The sequence below is a fragment of the Listeria grayi genome (assembly GCF_900638015.1).
Lineage (GTDB): Bacteria > Bacillota > Bacilli > Lactobacillales > Listeriaceae > Listeria > Listeria grayi.
Genome location: NZ_LR134483.1, coordinates 85,302 through 104,208, shown reverse-complemented (window position 1 = coordinate 104,208; position 18,907 = coordinate 85,302). Strand labels below are relative to the sequence as shown.

Genomic DNA, 18,907 nt, shown 5'->3' with positions numbered 1-18,907 from the left:
GGAAATTCAACTATATGAAAGAAAAATTATTCAACAAAGGATTTATTTTAATCACATTAATTAATTTTATTGTTTATCTTGTGTATTACTTGATGATGGTCATCATCGCTGTGATCGCTCAGGAAAAACTAAACGCCTCCTTAGGGCAAGCGGGCTTTGCTTCCGGCATTTATATTATTGGTACATTACTGGCTCGGCTTTATATGGGGAAAAAACTAGAAGTATTCGGACGAAAACAAGTCTTGCGATATGGCATCTTATTTTACCTTGTAACCACGATCGCTTATGTTTATATGCCTTCGATTTTCGTCATGTTTCTGATACGCTTTTTAAACGGTTTTGCTTATGGTACGACTTCCACCGCGACCAATGCGATTGTAACAGCCTATATTCCTAAATCCAGAAACGGTGAGGGAATCAATTATTATGGGTTGAGCACCAGTTTAGCAGCAGCGATCGGTCCATTCATCGGCATGATCCTGCTCAGCAAAACAAGTTTTTACACGATTATTGTCTTTTCCACCATTATTATTTTCTTGACCGCAGTCCTCTGCTTCTATCTTCCAGTAAAAAATATCGTTTTAACAGCAGAACACCGCAAAGCATTGCAAAAATGGAGCATTTCCAGTTTTATCGAATACAAAGTGCTGCCAATCGCTTTTGTTGCCTTTTTAATGGGGATCTCGTATTCTACGGTACTCACATTCTTGGCTTCTTACGCCAGAGTGATCAACCTTGTTGGCGCAAGTTCCTTCTTCTTCGTCGTTTACGCTTTAGTCATCACCGCGACCCGGCCACTATCAGGTAAAATTTTTGACCTTAAAGGGGAACGGTATGTCATGTATCCCAGCTATATTTTTCTAGCTATCGGATTATTCGTACTAAGTATCGCTTCCAACAGCTTTGTATTACTGCTTTCCGGCGGTTTGATCGGGTTAGGTTATGGAACATTTATGTCGAATGGACAAGCAGTCTCTTTGAAAGTCTGCGAGCCACACCGGATCGGTATTGGCCTCTCCACCTACTTTATCGGACTTGACCTAGGCTTAGGAGTTGGCCCTTACATCATGGGAGAGATCCATAGCATTATGTCATTCCAAGGTCTATATATTATTGCAGCAATCATTTCCGCAGCTTGTATCTTTATCTATATGGTTTTATATAAAAAATATTTTGCAATTAATCAAAATCAACTTTAAAAGGAGTGTATGTTATGAATCCCAACATGCTACTGATCACATCCGCCGGCTATATCGTCGGTATTGCATCCACAGATGACGAAGAAAGAAAACTAGTTACGCTAAAGGACGTTTACATCAACAACGCCGCACAACAGCTCATCGATCATTTTGAAAGTTTGAAAGTCGCAAGAGAGCAGATCATCGGATATAAATCTTTGTCTGCGGCAGATACACAAAAACTGCTTGCAAGGTGGCAAGCGCATTATTTTACGACTTCTTGATGGAGCGAAAGACTTTAGAGGGTAAAAAACACCTGAAATCAACATTTTTTCAAATGGATTTCAGGCGTTTTCTTTTTCTAATTTCTTTAAAGCTAACTACTTGATTTTCAAAAATCCTCTTTCAATGAATGCAGCTTAGATTATTCTGTTTTGTTATACTTTTTTCTATAATAGGTAAGTCCTCCAATAATCAAAATCAAAACTACTCCTGCTAACATCAGCGACAGACTTACGATGTCTCCCGTATTGGGAAGTATGCCGCCGTGTGAGGCTGGTTTAGAATTACCTATATCGTTGGGGTCGTGATTTTGCGAGCCGTTTCCTGATGAATTAGGGTCAGCAGGATCAGAGGCGGTCGTTTCCTTTTTGTTGACTAATTTACCGGCATCTACAGCTGACGGTTTACCTGATGCTATCGGATCGATTACAAAAGCAATCTGCCGACTCGTCATTTCATAGCCTTTTGGTGCTTTTGTCTCAACAAATCGATATTTGCCTGGTGCCAAGCCAGTTGCAATTACTGCTCCTGTATGGTCAGAGCGAATTTTTTTCTTTATTGTTTTTCCACTGTCATTGACGACTTTAAATTCCGCTCCTGCCAGCGATTTGTTTTTGGAATCTACTTTCTTCAACGCAGCGGAACCTTGATAATTGATAAACCGCCCGGTATCAACTATTTGTGGGCTGCCTTCCGCAGCTGCTTCAATTTTGAAGTCAATTGGTTTTGTATTCCGGATATAGCCAATTGGCGCCATAGTTTCCTTGAATTGATAAGCTCCTGGCTTTAGTCCCGAAACTATGATCTCACCACGACGCCCTGTCATTAATCCAGATTGTATCGTATTCCCTTTACTGTCTATCACTTCAAACTCAGCTCCGGCAAGGAATTGTCCCTGTTCATCCATTTTCACAAGTTTCGCAGACCCCTGATAGTTGATAAAATCTGCTAATTTAACTGGCTCAGGTTTGCCTTGCTGTTCTTTGATGTCAAATGGATGTGCAGTTTGATCTCTAACATAGCCTTCTGGAGCTGTTTTTTCAATTAAAACATAATGCCCGACTTCAAAGCCTTTTGCTTTAATGGCTCCTTCTTTGCCACTAACGATACTAGTTGTTTCCTTACCATCTGAATTGGTTACAGCAAGCGGTTTTCCGATCGGTTTATTATTATCATCAGCTCGGTAAGCTTCGTAAACGGCACCTTCAAGACCTTTCCCTGAGTTATCGACCTTTTTACCTACTATTTCAATTTGATAGTTAGAAAAGTCTAGATTATCAACTACCGGATTCTCATCATCATTTTCATTAACAACAAAGTAGATAGGTTGGCTGTTGATAATATAGCCTTCCGCTGCTTTCGTTTCATTAAGGCGGTAACTTCCTGCCCCAAGATCACTTAAATCCAGTTTGCCACTCTCTGGAACAACAATATGCTTCTCTAGCTGCTCTTCTCCAGCTACTATCTTGGTTAGATCAAATTCTGCACCTGCAATAGATCCTCCATCCCCAACTTTGGTAACTTCTGCTCGTCCTTTAAAGTTTTGGAAGTCACCAATATTGATCGTTTCGGGCTCTCCATTTGCCCTATCACTGATGACTACTTTATGCAGTTCCGGATTGATGACATACTCCGACCCGTCTGCTAATTTGGGGGCTTTTGTTTCTTTGAAGAAATAAACTCCTGGTGCTAGATCATCAAATTCGACAATGCCGTCTGCTGTACTTGTTTTGGTGATATTCATTTTTTCTTTTTCAGCATTATACAAGGTGAATTCTGCCCCATTTAAGTCATTACCAGAAGTATCCACTTTTTCTAATTTGAAACTAGCCTTGTAATTAACATATTTACCTACAGAAACAGGGGTAGCTTCTCCATTTTGTTCATCAGGGATTGTAAACGATGCACGCTCTGTATTAAGCAAGTATCCTTCTGGAGCTTTTGTCTCTACAAACTTGTAACTGCCAGGCATCAAGTTTTGCACCTTGACTTTTCCATCTTCATCAGATCTCAGATTGGTTTGTACATCTCTGTCTTGCGCATCCACTACCTTAAAGACTGCTCCAACAAGTGGATCATCGGCTTTATTTACTTTTGTCAATATTGCCGAGCCTTGATAGTTGATAAAATTATCACTAGCATCTACCACTGCCGGCTTCCCTGATGCACTATCAGCTATTTCAAAAGGTACTGAGGTTGTGTTCAAAATATAGCCTTCTGGAGCTTCTGTCTCTACAAATCTGTATTTCCCTGGTGCTAAATCATTGGCCGTTACTATTCCATCACTATTAGATCTCAGATTAGTTTTTACAGTTTCTCCTTCTTCATTCACTACTTTAAAGACCGCTCCCGCCAGTGTGTCACCGGCTGCATCTTTTTTAGTTAAGGTGGCCGTTCCTTGATAATCTACTTTAGAAAGTCGAATCGTTTTGTTTTCTGATACAGTTCCATTTTTGCTTACAATGAAATACTGCGGGGTGGTACTTAGGAGATATCCAGCTGGCGCTTTTACTTCCGTTAAGCGGTATAATCCAGCTTTCAGTCCTTCCACTTTTAGTAGTCCATTCGAGTCAGTCACATCGGTAATCAGTGGAATATCTTCCCATCCATTTGACGCTAATGTATTTAGGCGTTCTACTTTAAACTGAGCTCCTGAAAGCTTTTTATCATTATCATTAGATTTAGTTACCAGTAATTCATTCATTTCATTCGGGACAACATAGTTAGAATCCTCTAAAGATGTCTTATCGTTGATTGTGATTTTGCGTCCATTTGCCAGATCATCAGCAATCACATACCCATCTGGTGCATTCGATTCAATGAGTAGGTAATCACCTTGAGGAAGACCACCGAACTTGATTTGACCGTTTTCATCAACCTCCCCTTCCCGTAACACTTGTGTTTTAGCAGTATCCCAAATTTGGAAAGTCGCTCCAGTTAGCGGTTGAGTCGTATTGTTTTTCGTTTTTTTGATCGTGATCGAACCTTTTTTACCATTGGCATTCCCGCCACTATGATCTACTTCAACGGTGACTTCTTCCGTATCGGCTCCATGGATCGTTTTCGAACCGTCACCTGTAATATCAGCATCATTACTTAATGTATCTTCTCTTCCAGCTGTATCAGAAGCGATAAAACTTTGGTAGCTCATATAATAAGCGGTTTTAATTTGACCTATCATTTTAACCACAAGTTCTTGTTTACCAGTTTCATTATCAGTTGTTAATTCCACCGTATAATCCTTATTTAATGTCAGCGGCTTGGTCGTGTCCGGTGTTACGGTTCCATCTTCAGCTATATTCGTTTCATATAACTTGATGGAATCTTTATCAATAACTTGGTTTTCAGATGGCGTATCAGTAACCACTACATTATCTAATGTCGACTGCGAAGGATTGATCGTCAAATGCCAATTAACGTAATTCGGATCATCTTCCGACTGTTCACCATCTTTCTGTATAAAACTACCGCCATTTTTGACAGAGACTTCACCTTTAACATCACGATCATCCCCTTGGTTGCTATAATCGGCAGTATTATCATAAGCACTTGGCTTTTCAATGACTTGATCTGCTAAAGAAGTCTTGAACTCAACAATATAAGTCTGATCTACTCCATCTGGAAAGTTGATGTTAAACGTTTGGTCATTTGCAGAAGAAGGAGTAGTAATATCTTTCATTTGATCATTGACCTGGGAATCTCCGTCTTTAATGACGGACCCATTTGATTGTGTCTTACCTTTATAAACAGAGAGCGATCCATCTACATAGGATTGATTATCAATGATTTTATCTTTCAAGAATGCATCTTGCAGTTCATTTCCACTTAGGTTTACTGCAATCGTCCATGTGATCTCTTTTGTCTGCGCATTGTATTCTCCGCTTTTACTGGCATTGAGCGAGTAGGAGTAATCTGGTTTGAAGTCTGCTTCATCAGATGAATGATGTTTGTTATTAGAGCTATCTGTCCAATCAATACTTGCTCCATTCGTAAATTTATCTAAATCCGGATTGTCTGGATCAAGCAGCGAAATATCGAAATGTGTTTGATAGCTGATCGCAAATTCATGATCTGTGTTAAGATAATCACCCTTATATACAACTTGAAACCCTGTCTCATTCCCTTCGTTATCTTTTACGATCTCGATATCATAATCGACACCCTCTTGCAAGGACGTATTATCTGTAACATCTTTAATTGTAAAATCATAATGTCCGTCTACTGTATTCATGTTCAATCCTGGCGAAGGATGGTACGAATCATTAATAACCAGATCGTTCATCTCATAGCGGTTTTTATTTACTGATAATGTCCATTTACTCAATTCGTTGGCATAATCGACATCCCCAAGTTTTTTGATAATATTTTGCTGATTGGCAGTACCACCATCATTTGAAGTTTCTCCTGTATCTGTATCCACTTTATTATTTACTGCTACAGGGTCGGTAACAATGCCATTTACCTTTGTTTGATAATTTACTTTTAAAGCCGTTTTAATATCATGAAGGAAATGAATTTTGAATTTCCCATCAGCGGTCGGTGTAAGCTCATAGTCTTCCCCTCCAACAAGTGCATCTCCTTCAATTTCTTTACCTTTTTCATCAAACGTAATCGTATTGATTTTTATAGAACTATCAACAAGATCCATATTGTCACTCATGGTATCTGTAATAGTAGCTTGATTCTCAGGTATATTCTTTTCCCCATAGTTATACTTGACAGTCCAAGAAAAAGTCTGATTATCCGGATCATATCCTGTCTGTTTCTTTTCAAGCATTTTACCATATTGGTTTGTTACTGTAGCTTTCGCATCGATTCCGTCTGGCTGCTCATCATCTGATAAAGTAGCTGTGTTGACAAACGTAACATTGCCACCATTTTCAGGAATTGCCGCATCATCTATTTTCGTTTCATATACAGCCCGATATGCCTCACTTGTTTCGCCGTTGATCGCAATGTTCCCGTTGGCATCAACTGTATATTCGTTCGGATCAAGCTCTTCTCCAACTTCTTTGACGGTTCCATCTAAATTCATGACTAATTTATACACTTTCACACTTTCATAATTTACATTATCCGGCCAATTTTCTGTGATCTTAGGGTTCGTCATCTTGTTCATTGCCTGATTAAAATCGACTGTCCACTTGATCGCCGTTGGATTGGGCGTACGATCAAATTCTCCTTTTTTATCAATTTGCTTGTCCGTTGTTGGTTTAATAATGACATCGACCGGAGGAAGGTTATCTCCTTCTGGGTAATGGATCGTCTGATCGCCTGGTCCAGGTATTGTCGTTTTATCAAACTCCGTATCAAAGTTAAAGCTCCCAATAATATCGGACTCATTCGTCACATTCTCATTAAAAACAAACTGCACATTTCCATCAGCATCTACTGTGTAGTGCGCATAGATCTCGCCATCTTCATTCTTCAGATCTCCTTGGACAGGTTTGAGCGGTTTTAATTCGTCTGGAAGTTTAAAATTGAAATAGTCCCCAGATTTAATTTGCGCTCGAATATCTTCCGGAATCTTCCAATTGTAGTATGCTCGCACCGTGGCATCCGCAGGGATTGGTTCCCTCAAAACATTTCCATCCTTATCTAAATAGACTAGATTCGCATCAGTTATAATCGTACCATTGCCCTCTGGGAAGTATGTTCTTATATCTGTCCCAGCGGCTGCTTTAGCCTTACTAGTTTTTTTGACAGTTGGAGTCTTTGTTTTCGGTTGAATATCTTTGTTTTTTTCAGTAGACCCCGTTTTTCCAGTAATATCTTTAACCTTATTAGATGTGTTTTTATCATCTTTAGCCGCCGTAAAAATCGTGCTTATATTCTGTTCGTTATAACTAAACTTTACTGTTTCATCAATAGTCGGTCGCTTAGTTACCTTTAGAACAATCGCATCTTGAAAATCAGTGTTTTTTGCTGCAGAAATAGTAAGTGTGTGATTTGCCTTATCTAAAGTTAGCGGAGTCTGATTGCTACTCGTTTCCCAATTTGCTTTTTCTATCTCAACCTTTGTATCATATTTTATTGTAAACGTTTTCTTTTCGCTTATGTTATTAACAGCGACCTGCAAGTGGATTTCATCTGTTTTTGCATGAGCACTTGTCAAAGTAAGTGGCTCCTCGTTCTTTTCCTCTCCCTTAACGGAAATCGTTCCAATCGTTGTTAAAAATGCTTGTATGACTAAGATAAATACCAGTCCAATATAAATAATTTTACTTCTAGGTACTCCTTTATTCATATTTTCTCCCCCTTTAATTGATTTACTCTCAATTCGCACAAAACTTAACTCTATTATTCCCTTGATGTAGATTTGTAAACATGCATATTTCCCCCTAAAAAGATAATTTCAAGAACATAAGGAATATTTTGTCTATTATAAAAATGCTAGCCACAAAAATTTCACAAACAAACTGTTGCAAAAAGAAACGAATTACACAAAATTGATACATGCTGAATAGGCGTTATTGCAATCCCCACATTGATGATTATTAAAAAACATCGCTCACCATATTTAAAGGTGGACGATGCTTTTTAGGCTTTCCGAAAAAAATATTGGGTATTTCCGTCAAACTAGATAAATAAAGCGTTATCGCCTTGAATAGCAGAAAAGATTTTATTTACATCTAGCTAGTTGGCTAAAAATCATATCTTCCCTGTTCAAGTTTAACGAATCCATCAGGCTTTCAACTTTTCTTGCTTGCTTTACAAGTAAATACGCGGATTTGTTTTCACCGCTGATAATTAGCTTTTCTATTGGGTAACAGGCAAAGCTAACCCCGTGTGCAATTCGTTTTTAGTCTTCTCCCATTCTTCTTAAAAAGTGCTGCTTCTTTTTAAGAAGAAAACGCACATTTCATCGCTAATTCTGTCATTGCGATCATTGCTTGATACGCTTCCACGATCGTGTCTGCTTGAAATTCCACTGTCGTTTCCTCCACGATCTTGGATTTCGGGATCATAGATGCCCATTCGGCTTGCCCGTAATTACAAAACTCGATTTTCAGCACAGGCTTTTCTGGTGGCGTCAATAGTACCGCTTTATTACCGGAAAAGGCTTTTTCGGCTGCTTCCCGGACGATTCGTTCGCTTTCGGCCAGTGAATACACGATAGCGGAGGATCTGGAAACTGCTTCTTTTACGATCGCAGTTTCGATGCCATCGATCAGCTGTGTTGCTTCGGCAGCGATCTGATCATCCCCACTAACTAAAATGACTGGAACACCGTAATAGCCTGCTACATAAGCATTGAAACCAAACTCGCCGATGATCTGGTCATTGATTTTGAAATGGCGCACACCGGCCGTCATGGAATGACTCATCACACCTGGTCGGCCTGCTCGCGAATGATACCCCAGAAAGACAGCTGCTTCGGCACTTTCATCTAAACCTTGTACCATCGACATTGGTTTCACATCCCCGCTGATCAGTTTTGCCTGCGGGTGAATATCCTCAACCAACAAATTGTTCATTTTAGAATGGCTGTCATTGAGAATCACTTCGTCATAGCCTGCTCGAAATGCTTCTTCTACGACCCAGTTTGCTTCTTGGGTCATGATCCGCTGTCCGCGCGTGTAGTTGTATTTGCTCGAGTCGACAAATGTATCATCTGGCAAACCGTTTATGCCTTCCATATCTACTGAAACCCATAATTTCATTTTTTGCATCTCCTTATTTTAAATACGCTTCTTTGTAGGAAAAAGTCGTGCCGAAATTATGGTGGACGATTCCTCTTACATTATTTTTCTGCAAGTTCGTGATTGCGGTTTGATAAAGCGGCACGATCACAGCATCTGTTTCGATCAGTTGTTTTTCTGCGCCAATAAAAGTTTCCCAGCGTTTTTCAGGATCGACCGTTAGTGTGGTGGACGCATCTTTTATTTTCTTATCATAGTCCTTATTGGAATAACCTGTCGCATTGTACGTATTTCCAGTCGTATAGTTGCCCAAGAAAGTTAGCGGATCTTGGAAATCTGGTCCCCAATTGGAAAGGGCGATCTCATAATCCTGATCACGCGTTTGTTGCAGCAGGTTCTTCTTCGGAACTGTTTTTAGTTTGATCGTCACGCCCGGCAAGGATTTTTCCAGTTGACCTTGTAGGTACTCAGCCACTTTTTTACTAGATTCCAAGTCAGAGTTCAAGATCTCCAATTGAATGGATTTGCCTAGTTCTTGTTTGGCTTTATCTAAATAGGTCTTGGCTTCTTTTTCATTGTGTTCCATATAATTGCCGCTTTCTTTACGGAAATCTTCTCCCGTTTTCGGGTTGGTAACGAATTTTTCTGGTACATAGCCATAGATTGCTTTGGACCCATCAGCCAGCACTTTTTTGGTGAGTGTTTCCTTATCGACCGCCAGAGCTATTGCTTTACGCAAATTTTCATTCGCCAACGGAGTTTTTTTGCCGTCTCGCTCTTGATTGAGTTTCAAATGCGTCACGTAAGCATCGACCATGGAATGATAATCTTTGTTGTTTTGTTTTTGTGCGGCATAATCACCGGATAGCGTTGCCACATCTAATTTATTGGTATCGTATAGATTAACAGCGGTGTTTGGTGCTTTGACCGCGTTAAATTCTAAATGCTCTGATTTCACGTGTTTTTTATCCCAATACTTAGGGTTTTTAGTCATGGTCCATTTTTTAGCAGTATTTGTCCATTTGCTTAATGTGAATGGACCGTTATAGATCATTCGTTCACTGCTTTGGGCGTATTTGTCGCCTTGTTTTTTCACATATGCTTCATTTTGCGGATAGAACACATTAAATGCCAGTAAAGAAGTGAAATAGGGAACCGGTCTTTCTAATTTTATTTCTAGTGTATGATCATCCACCGCTTTGACGCCTAATGTCTTAGGGTCTTTTTTATTATTGATGATCGCCGTGCCATTCTCGATCGTGCCATCTAGTAAAAAGGCATATTGCGCTGCTGTATCGGGATTCGCGAGTTTGCGCCATGCAAATACAAAGTCTTTTGCCGTCACTGCGGTTCCATTCGACCACTTTGCATTATTTCGCAAATGAATGGTATAGGTTTTCTTATCTTTGCTAAGTTTCGGCATTTCTTTGGCTACCGCTGGGACAGCTTGATCTTTTTTATTTAATGTATATAAACCTTCAAAAACTTGCCCCTGAGCATTGAAGCTGGGAACATCTTGGGAAAGTACTGAATCCATTGAAGATACTTCTGAATTTTCCATTAATTTTAATGTTTTCGAGCTGTTATCAGCGCCGCTCTTATTGCCGCTCCCACAGCCTACCATAAACACAGCCAATACTACTGTTAGAACTAACAAGCTTGTCATTTTCTTTTTCATCCCTGCTCCTCCTCATCATCTTTCCTGTAATACAGTGAAAATCTGCTTGCCGATATGTTGCATCCACTCAATAACGCAGTTTTCTTGATGATCGTGTTTCGTAAGAGCCGCTGCCCAGATCGTTTTTTCTTGATAACAAAAAACAGCTACATCATGCTTTACAGCTGCCAGTTCTCCCGTCTTGTTGCCGATTCGTAGTTCTGATATCCCATATTCGTCCAGTCCCCCCGGTAAGTTACTACGGTGTTGCTGGTTAAAAAAGGGACGTTGGATCGCGTGCTTTAGTTCGTTTTGACCCCTACCTAGTGAAAAAATAAATCGCAGTAATGCCAGTGCTCCGGAGGCATTCACATAATTATCCGGCTCTGTCTTTGCCATCATCAATCTATTGAGTTGGACATCAGAATCCCAGCCTTTTAACTGCAGCCATTTTTGGATTGCCGACATTCCCACTTCTTCGATGAGCAGATTGGTAGCTGCATTGTCTGAAACGGCGATCATCAGTGTTAATAATTCCTCGATCGTCCAGCGGTCTTTTTGCGGAAGCAGCGCGAGAATACCTGCCCCGCCTGGATAATCTTCTGGCAAAACAACAACTATTTTGGCCGCTGTTATTTTCCCTTCGCAGATAAGTTCATAATAATACGCGTATACAGCGAGTTTTATCAGACTTGCTGACGGAAATAGTTTCTCGCTATTTTCAGCATAAAGAATCTTCTCTTCATTTTCGATCAGCAGCCCATATTCAAAAGGCGGCTGCTTCATGTCGGCTAAATCCATACCGCCGCCTCCTTAAAAATGACGAGCTACTGTGCATAATTCCGTTTCGTAATTGGTTCCGCTGAGTTTCGTGATGATGACCTTGGAACCTGGTGTCTGCGAATGGATCATTTGGTCACTGCCTAGATACAAACCGACATGATGAACAGCGCCTTTGCCTTCTTCATAAGCAAAGAACAGCAGATCGCCTGGTTTTGCATCCGCATAATCGACATGTTTCCCTTCATGGGATTGTTCTTCTGCATCACGGCTGATCCAGATCCCATATGTCCGAAATAAGGCATATACAAAGCCGGAACAGTCAAATCCCGCCGCGCTCGTGCCTGCCCAGACATAAGGCAGTTCCAAAAACTTCCGTGCTGAATGGATCACATTTCGCACGATTGCTTCTCTACTTACTTCTTCATGTAGCATTACCGATATTTTCGGGATCTCGGCTTTGCCATGTGGTGTGAATACGGTATATGTATACGGATTCTCTTTACCCACACGCAATATCGTTCCGAACGAGATCTCTTGGCTGATACCAGCTTCAAATGCTAACTCAGCTGTCTTGGAAATAACCCCTGCTTTGCGAGTTTCCGGATAGTTTTCCGGGATAGGTCCAAGATCTGCCAAAGCGATATAACCGGGATAGCCTTTTTCATCTTGGAAAGATTTTTGCTCCGGCACCACTACTTTCGCAAATTTCTTATCTGTGCTGATCACTTCCACGACATCGCCATAAAGTAGTTCGGAAACAACCAAGCGATTTTCGTAAAGCTCCATTGCTTCTTGTTTCGTAATGTGTCCAAGCAAAAGCGGATTTTCCATGGTGATACGCTTTGCGATCTCATTCTCTTTATTAGTGGACCATAAGAACGCTTTGCTTTTGATAATAACTCTTTTTTCCATGTGCATCCCCCTTTGTAACGCTTACTTTTATTATAGGCGATAGAAATAGCGGTTGCAAACCAAGTCCTTCTTACTTGGCGATTCCCTCGATGAAATGACGGATCGCATAAGCAACACCAGCTTCGTTATTGGTTTTTGTCTCAAAGTCAGCTACTGCTTTGATGTCTGCTGAAGCATTTCCCATCACAACGCCCAGCCCCGCATAGCGCAGCATCTCAAGGTCATTGACAGCATCCCCGATCGCCATTACTTCGCTGCGTTCGATTCCTAATGATTCCGCAAGCGCTTGTAAAGCAGTCCCTTTATTGACACCTTTTTTCAGAAATTCCAAATTGTAGGGTACGCTGTTGACGATATAATATTTTTCCTTGAGTTCATCTGTTAAAGAAGCAATCAATTTATTGATCTGAATCGGATCATTCAATACCATGATTTTCGCGATATCCATCTCCGCAGTTATTTCCTCTGCAGGCTGATAGTATAGCGGCGTTTGCAGCAGTAATGCATCTTCGCAAGTAATCGGTGCAATATGGCGATGTGGGGTATACATATGATTAGCATCGAAATACGTGATATTCGCATCATTCGCTAAGCAGAAGTCAAAGATCTCTTTCACTTCTGGAAGTTCCAGTGCAAATGACTTCAGTACTTTCTCCGTCGCCGTTTCCAGTACCATACCGCCATTAAAAGTTACTGCGTAATCACCTACATGCAGCAGATCCAGTTCTCCCAGATAGCGCCTGATCCCTGAAAGCGGTCTGCCCGTACACAAAACGATCTTCACACCCATGCGTCCAGCCTCTATGATCGCCTGTTTGACTTCTTCTACCAACTCGTGCGCTCCATTTAATAACGTTCCATCAATATCGATTGCTACCAGTTTATACATGTATCTCTCTCCTTCTGTTGTTTCTTCTCACTATCTAATATAACATGTTCATCAAAATTTAGCGGGTCGTATCTATTTTCATTCTCACAACGAAACTGTCATTTCCCGGCCCATAAAAGGTTTGATTCTTTTTAAATCCCCCGTAATTAGGTATACTAAAAAAACAGAATCAAATACGGAAGTAGGCGTTCATTCATGAAAAAATGGAAATTATCTATTCTTTTTCTAATAAGCATCACTTTTATCTTTCTCATCCTCGGAACTGTCTTGGCCTTTCAAATAAAGCATGTCGTTTATAGCAAAATCGATAACCATCTTGAATTCAGCAAAAACAGTTTGACATTGCGTTTAAAGAAAACGAATTTTTTGCATGAGCAGAAACAAGATCGGATCACGAAGATCTACTTCACTGACAGCGGCAAAAAGATCGAACTGGCAGATGATACAAAAACGAATTTCGCTACTCTTTCTGAGGGTTCTCTGAAATTGAATCATCCTTCGACGATCCGAGTAGGCAAAGATTTTTTTCGCGGTACGCTCATCAATACGCCCTATAAGCAAGCACACGGTAAGATGGTAAGCATCAAAGTCGCCCTACTTCAGAAAGTAAATGACCAACATGAGATCATTCAAACTTCTTGGCAAAGCTTGATCTACATACTGCTACTCACGGAGCTGGCTTGTTTAGGTGTGAGTTATTATCTGCATCGCCGATTCGTCCGGCTTCTTTGACGAAAAAAAGACCCGCAGCAGAACCCATTCAAAATGGTCTGCATACGGGCTTTTTTAATGTTTAATTATTTTTCCTTTTCCGAATAAATAGCGATACTCGCTTCCAAATCGCGATCAATATAAATAATACAATAAACATCAGCGTTATAGAAGCTCCCGGCGGCGTTCCCAATTCATATGAGGATACCAATCCAGTGAACATCCCGATCACACCAACAATGATCGCACTGATGACACAGAAGATAAAGCTTCGTGATAGCCGCATCCCGATCGCTGCCGGCAGTACCATCAGCGCTGAAACAAGCAATGCTCCTGCAATCGGCATAATAACAGAGATCGAAATCCCGGTGATGACACTGAATAACAGGGAGATCAGTTTAACAGGCAATCCGTCTGCCTGCGCAATGTCTTCGTTGAACGTCAAGACGTACATGATCCTACGGAAAACAAGGAATAAGATGACGATCGCGATCCCTAAGACAGCGAGGATCTTTACCTGCTGCGCGGTGATCGTGACGATCGATCCAAACAAATATTGCTGGACGCTCGTTGTTATGCCTCCTTCGTTCAGGCTCATCAAAACAAGCGCGACAGCAAGACCTCCTGCCATTAAGATCGCAATAGAGATCTCGGAATAGCTTTGGTAGATCATTCGCAGATATTCGATTCCAAGTGCTGCGATCACGACAACGAGCAACGTCGTGAATGTCGGATTTACATTGATGATCAATCCGAGTGCTACCCCTGCCAGTGAGACATGGGATAACGTATCCGCCAGCAAAGATTGTCTACGCAAGATCAAGAACACTCCAAGCAGCGGTGCAATGATCGCAATGATCATTGAGGCTTGGAATGCGCGCTGCATGAATCCATAGAGAAACATCTCCAAGGGACATCCTCCTTTCGAACCAAGCGAATATGCCGGTCTGCATAATCGATCATATCGTCGCTGTCGTGGGTGATCATCAAGATCGACTTGCCATGCTTAGAAGATTCGTGCTTCAAGAGATCATAAAACCTCGCCTTACTTTCTTTATCCATAGCCGTCGACGGCTCGTCAAGCAGAAGCAGATCCGGGTCCGTCGCAAACATTCGTGCTAAGCAGATTCGCTGCTTTTGTCCGCCAGATAGCTCTCCGATCCGCTTATGACGATAATCCCACATATTGACAGACTTTAACGCCTTTTCAACATGCATTTTATCCTCTTCTCGTAACCGCTTGAACCACTTTCCGTTTGGATATCTGCCTGATGTTACCAATTCCAAGACCGTGCTGGGAAAACCCACATTGAAAGAAGCGATCTGCTGCGGAACATATCCGGTAAGCAGTCTGCCTCCTTCTGTATTTTTTTTAGCTAGTTTTACCGCGCCGTTATCTGGCTTCAACAATCCCAAAACAAGACGGAGCAACGTCGTTTTCGCTGCTCCATTTTCGCCTGTCAGGATAACAAATTCGCCTGCCTTCACTTGAAAGGAAATGTTCTCTAGCACAGGTTCTTCTTCGTATTTGAATGTCACGTTGTCTACTTCAATATAATTCAAATTCGCTCGATCCTTTTATTTGATGGTTTTTTGTAATGCTTTTAAATTATCTTCCATATAAGAAATATAATCGATTCCTTGTTTTTGTTCTTTTGCAGTGATTCCTTCAATCGGGCTCAGTACTTCCATTTTCGCACCTGTTTCATCTGCAAGTGTCTGCGCGATCTTCGGTGATGCTACTTCTTCAAAATAAATGATCTTGGTGTCATGCTTTTTCACGAACTTTTGCAATTCAGCTAAACGTTTTGGACTAGGCTCTTGGTCAGGTGATAAACCTGCGATCGCAATTTGGTGTAGATCATATTCTTTTGCTAAATATTGGAAGGCAGCGTGTTGAGTTACAAAATCACGGTTTTTTGCGCCTTTCAAACCGGTTTTGAAGTCATTATCCAGTTTTTCCAATTTCGCTGTGTACGTTTTTGCATTTTTTTCATATGTGCTAGTACGTTTTTTATCTGCTTTTTTAAGGCCCGCTTCGATAGTGGCAACTTCTTTTTGCGCTAATGCAGGACTCAACCAAACATGTGGATCATGTGCATGACCGTGGTCGTCGCCATGCTCTTCCTCTTCTTCCACACCTTCCAAAAGTTTGATTCCTTTACTTGCCTCGATGACCGTTGTTTTCTTTCTATCGATATTTTTCAGCACTTTCGGAACCCAAGTTTCCATATCATTACTATTATATACGAAGACGTCCGCTTCTTCAATTTTCGCGATGTCTTTCGCACTTGGTTCATAATCATGCGGTTCTGTACCGGCTTCGATCAACATATGGATGTCGGCGTTATTGCCTGTTATATTCTTTGTAAAATCATACATCGGATAAAAAGTCGTCACTACTTGCAGTTTTTTGCTCGAACTTGACCCAGAATTGCCGCACGCTGCTAAAACGAGCAGAATGGTTAAAACACTGATAATAAGACTTAATTTTTTCATTTTCCACACTCCTTATTCGGAATTATTACGATTTAAGGAGCAAAAAAGAAGATATAACTTTATGTATAAGTGAAATCCTTTGTTATATTTATTAACCACTCAAATCGTAATCATTTCGATTTAAAGTTTACCACGCGTTAAAAAGCTGGTCAAGCATTATTTTAAAAAAGTTCGGTCAGACGCTTTGCAAGTGGGGAAAGTTCCGCTTCTGCCAACCAGATGATCGCTAGCTTTGTCCACCATTCGGGATAATCAATGGTTTTATAATTCGCTTTATCGACTTTCATCATTTTACCGATCGACGCCGGCACGATCGCAATTCCCATGCCTGACTTTGCCCATGTGATCGCTGTACGGCCATCATCACAAGTACAGCTTATAAAGGTATGGAGCTGTTGATCAGCAAATGTAGCATGGATCAACTGTTCAAATCGTCTATAGATAACTAATGGCTGTTCGCTCAAATCTGCTAGAGCAACCGTTTCTTTTTTGGACCATGATTGCGGAAGCTCGCTAAAGACGGCGATCATTGGTTCAGTATTGAAATACTTGCCCTCGATATTTTGATTGTTAAATGGCGTTCTTACCACGCCCAGTTCGATCATTCCGTTTTTAAGCTTGTCCAAGATATTGAATGTATTATCCTCATATATCTCGAAATGGATATGCGGATAATCCGCGGTCAACTGCTGCATTTCTTTATTTGGCAGCAATCCTGCCGAAGTAGAAACTGTCCCGATCCGCAACGTCCCTGATTTCCCCTGCTGATATTTCCCGATCTCGTTTTTTGTCAATTCTGCTAAAGATAAGATCTGCTCGGCCCGTTGCTTCAATTGTTTGCCTGATTCCGTCAGCGTGATTCCCTTGCTGCCACGGACAAAGACTTTAGCACCTAGTTCTTTTTCTAACAAATGAATCTGATAACTGAGCGGTGGCTGACTGATATGAAGTTTTTGCGCTGCCGCAGTGATTTGTCCTTCTTCCACGATTGCTAAAAAATATTCCAGCTGTTTGAGGTTCATTCTGCTTCCTCCTTATAAATTGCCATACGAAAAAAATATGAAAGCTCATTGAAATATGTATTTTTTATATTATAACGATTATGCTAAAATAAAGCTACAAGAAGTAGAAATGGGGAAATGTAAACATGGTTACACTAGGGATATTCGGGTTCAGTATTCTTGCGGGTATTTTGGGCTCCATATTGGGATTAGGCGGCGGGATCATCTTGACTCCTGTATTGACGCTTGTTTTCGGGCTAGACATCAAATATGCGATCGGCGCCAGCATCATTTCAGTTATCGCCACCAGCTCTGGCTCGACGATTGCTTATTTGCGAGATCGAATGCTCAATTTGCGCGTCGCAATGTTTCTAGAGATCGCGACAACAATTGGTGCGATTCTCGGTGCCGTTTTGACAGGCGTGCTGAACGCTACTTTTATGTATATTTTATTTGGACTTTTACTTGTTTATTCTGCAACCAACATGATTATCAAACTGCGTTCCAAAAAAACCGAGCAACTCAATAAGGAGCCAGATAAGATCGCAGAAAAACTAAAGCTCGACAGCACTTATTATGATAAAGCACTTCGCAAAGACGTCGATTATCGCGTCGAACACGTGCCCTCCGGATTCAGCGTGATGTTCGGAGCCGGCCTTGCTAGCGGGCTACTTGGAATCGGCAGTGGCGCTTTTAAAGTGATGGCATTAGATACTTTTATGAAAATGCCGCTCAAACCTTCTAGCGCGACCAGCAACTTGATGATGGGTGTCACAGCAGCAGCCAGCGCGACCGTTTATTTTTTCAACGGCTCGATTCGTCCGGAAATAGCTGCACCAGTGGCATTAGGAGTCTTGATCGGTGCAACGCTCGGCTCTCGCATCATGCAGATTTTGCCAGCTAAATGGATTCGTATGATCTTCATTCCGATTCTATTCTACATTGGTATCCAAATGATTCTAAACGGATTTGGGGTGACATTCTAATGACTGCACTTGACGATGAATTAAAGAAAATCGAACTCGTTATCGGGAAAGTCCTTCGTATTGGGGTTGTGACAGCAGCTGTGATCATCTTGCTCGGCTTGCTCCTCTATCTGATCACAGGCGAATCCGGCTATGCTGCCGGTCATTATCCGGTTACTTTCCAGACTATTTTCAGCGGTATTTTTGCCGGAAAAGCTTTTGCGATCATCATGCTTGGTTTGTTCGTCTTGATTTTGACGCCTGTCTTGCGTGTTGTCGTGTCGATTTATTCGTTTTATAAAGAAAAAGACTGGCTATATGTGATTATTACCGTTATCGTACTGATTATTTTGATCATTAGTTTCTTTATTGGTCATCATTGATAAA

Annotated in this window: 15 protein-coding genes; 5 read left to right on the top strand and 10 right to left on the bottom strand. The window is 41.1% G+C overall.

Going from position 1 to position 18,907, the window contains the following annotated elements; translation table 11 throughout:
• The first annotated feature begins 14 nt into the window (after positions 1 to 14).
• Positions 15 to 1,199 carry an MFS transporter gene (locus EL241_RS00490; protein WP_036106839.1) on the top strand — a complete coding sequence of 395 codons (1,185 nt, stop codon included), beginning with the start codon at positions 15 to 17 and terminating at the stop codon, positions 1,197 to 1,199.
• A 14-nt stretch (positions 1,200 to 1,213) separates the two neighbouring features.
• A complete protein-coding gene (locus tag EL241_RS00485) occupies positions 1,214 to 1,462 on the top strand; it encodes a hypothetical protein (protein WP_036106841.1) in 249 nt (82 codons plus the stop codon).
• 140 nt (positions 1,463 to 1,602) lie between these two features.
• Here EL241_RS00485 and EL241_RS00480 read toward each other — a convergent pair whose 3' ends face one another.
• From EL241_RS00480 to EL241_RS00455, 6 genes are all read right to left on the bottom strand, one after another.
• Positions 1,603 to 7,707, bottom strand: coding sequence for a SpaA isopeptide-forming pilin-related protein (locus EL241_RS00480; RefSeq protein ID WP_126320254.1), 6,105 nt, complete (start codon positions 7,705 to 7,707; stop codon positions 1,603 to 1,605).
• Between the two features lie 595 nt (positions 7,708 to 8,302).
• Positions 8,303 to 9,124: a D-aminopeptidase DppA gene (locus tag EL241_RS00475; protein WP_036105127.1), complete on the bottom strand. Its 822-nt coding sequence runs from the start codon at positions 9,122 to 9,124 to the stop codon at positions 8,303 to 8,305.
• 13 nt (positions 9,125 to 9,137) lie between these two features.
• Entirely contained in the window at positions 9,138 to 10,781 is a 1,644-nt protein-coding gene (locus EL241_RS00470; RefSeq protein WP_036105130.1) for a peptide ABC transporter substrate-binding protein, read from the bottom strand.
• 15 nt (positions 10,782 to 10,796) lie between these two features.
• A complete protein-coding gene (locus EL241_RS00465) occupies positions 10,797 to 11,561 on the bottom strand; it encodes a serine hydrolase (protein ID WP_036105133.1) in 765 nt (254 codons plus the stop codon).
• Between the two features lie 12 nt (positions 11,562 to 11,573).
• On the bottom strand, positions 11,574 to 12,455 hold the full coding sequence (locus EL241_RS00460; protein ID WP_126320253.1) for a C40 family peptidase: 882 nt from the start codon (positions 12,453 to 12,455) through the stop codon (positions 11,574 to 11,576).
• 70 nt (positions 12,456 to 12,525) lie between these two features.
• On the bottom strand, positions 12,526 to 13,344 hold the full coding sequence (locus tag EL241_RS00455; protein ID WP_036105137.1) for a Cof-type HAD-IIB family hydrolase: 819 nt from the start codon (positions 13,342 to 13,344) through the stop codon (positions 12,526 to 12,528).
• A gap of 195 nt (positions 13,345 to 13,539) precedes the next feature.
• Between EL241_RS00455 and EL241_RS00450 the strand changes: the two genes are divergently transcribed.
• Entirely contained in the window at positions 13,540 to 14,076 is a 537-nt protein-coding gene (locus EL241_RS00450) for a hypothetical protein (protein WP_036105140.1), read from the top strand.
• Positions 14,077 to 14,137: 61 nt separating this feature from the next.
• Here the strand turns inward: EL241_RS00450 and EL241_RS00445 are convergent, their stop codons facing one another.
• From EL241_RS00445 to EL241_RS00430, 4 genes are all read right to left on the bottom strand, one after another.
• Positions 14,138 to 14,965 carry a metal ABC transporter permease gene (locus EL241_RS00445; RefSeq protein WP_003756574.1) on the bottom strand — a complete coding sequence of 276 codons (828 nt, stop codon included), beginning with the start codon at positions 14,963 to 14,965 and terminating at the stop codon, positions 14,138 to 14,140.
• On the bottom strand, positions 14,914 to 15,618 hold the full coding sequence (locus tag EL241_RS00440) for a metal ABC transporter ATP-binding protein (RefSeq protein WP_036105143.1): 705 nt from the start codon (positions 15,616 to 15,618) through the stop codon (positions 14,914 to 14,916). The genes EL241_RS00445 and EL241_RS00440 overlap by 52 nt, the downstream gene beginning before the upstream one ends.
• A gap of 15 nt (positions 15,619 to 15,633) precedes the next feature.
• Complete coding sequence (locus EL241_RS00435; protein WP_126320252.1) at positions 15,634 to 16,554, bottom strand: metal ABC transporter substrate-binding protein; 921 nt, start codon at positions 16,552 to 16,554, stop codon at positions 15,634 to 15,636.
• A 161-nt stretch (positions 16,555 to 16,715) separates the two neighbouring features.
• On the bottom strand, positions 16,716 to 17,576 hold the full coding sequence (locus EL241_RS00430) for a LysR family transcriptional regulator (protein ID WP_003756579.1): 861 nt from the start codon (positions 17,574 to 17,576) through the stop codon (positions 16,716 to 16,718).
• A gap of 125 nt (positions 17,577 to 17,701) precedes the next feature.
• Here EL241_RS00430 and EL241_RS00425 point away from each other — a divergent pair, with 125 nt between their 5' ends.
• Together EL241_RS00425 and EL241_RS00420 are read left to right on the top strand one after the other, a co-directional pair.
• Positions 17,702 to 18,541, top strand: coding sequence for a sulfite exporter TauE/SafE family protein (locus EL241_RS00425; protein ID WP_036105148.1), 840 nt, complete (start codon positions 17,702 to 17,704; stop codon positions 18,539 to 18,541).
• Positions 18,541 to 18,903, top strand: a complete 363-nt coding sequence (locus EL241_RS00420; RefSeq protein ID WP_003756584.1) for a DUF1634 domain-containing protein — start codon at positions 18,541 to 18,543, stop codon at positions 18,901 to 18,903. Before EL241_RS00425 ends, EL241_RS00420 begins: the two co-directional genes overlap by 1 nt.
• The last annotated feature ends 4 nt before the right edge of the window (positions 18,904 to 18,907 follow it).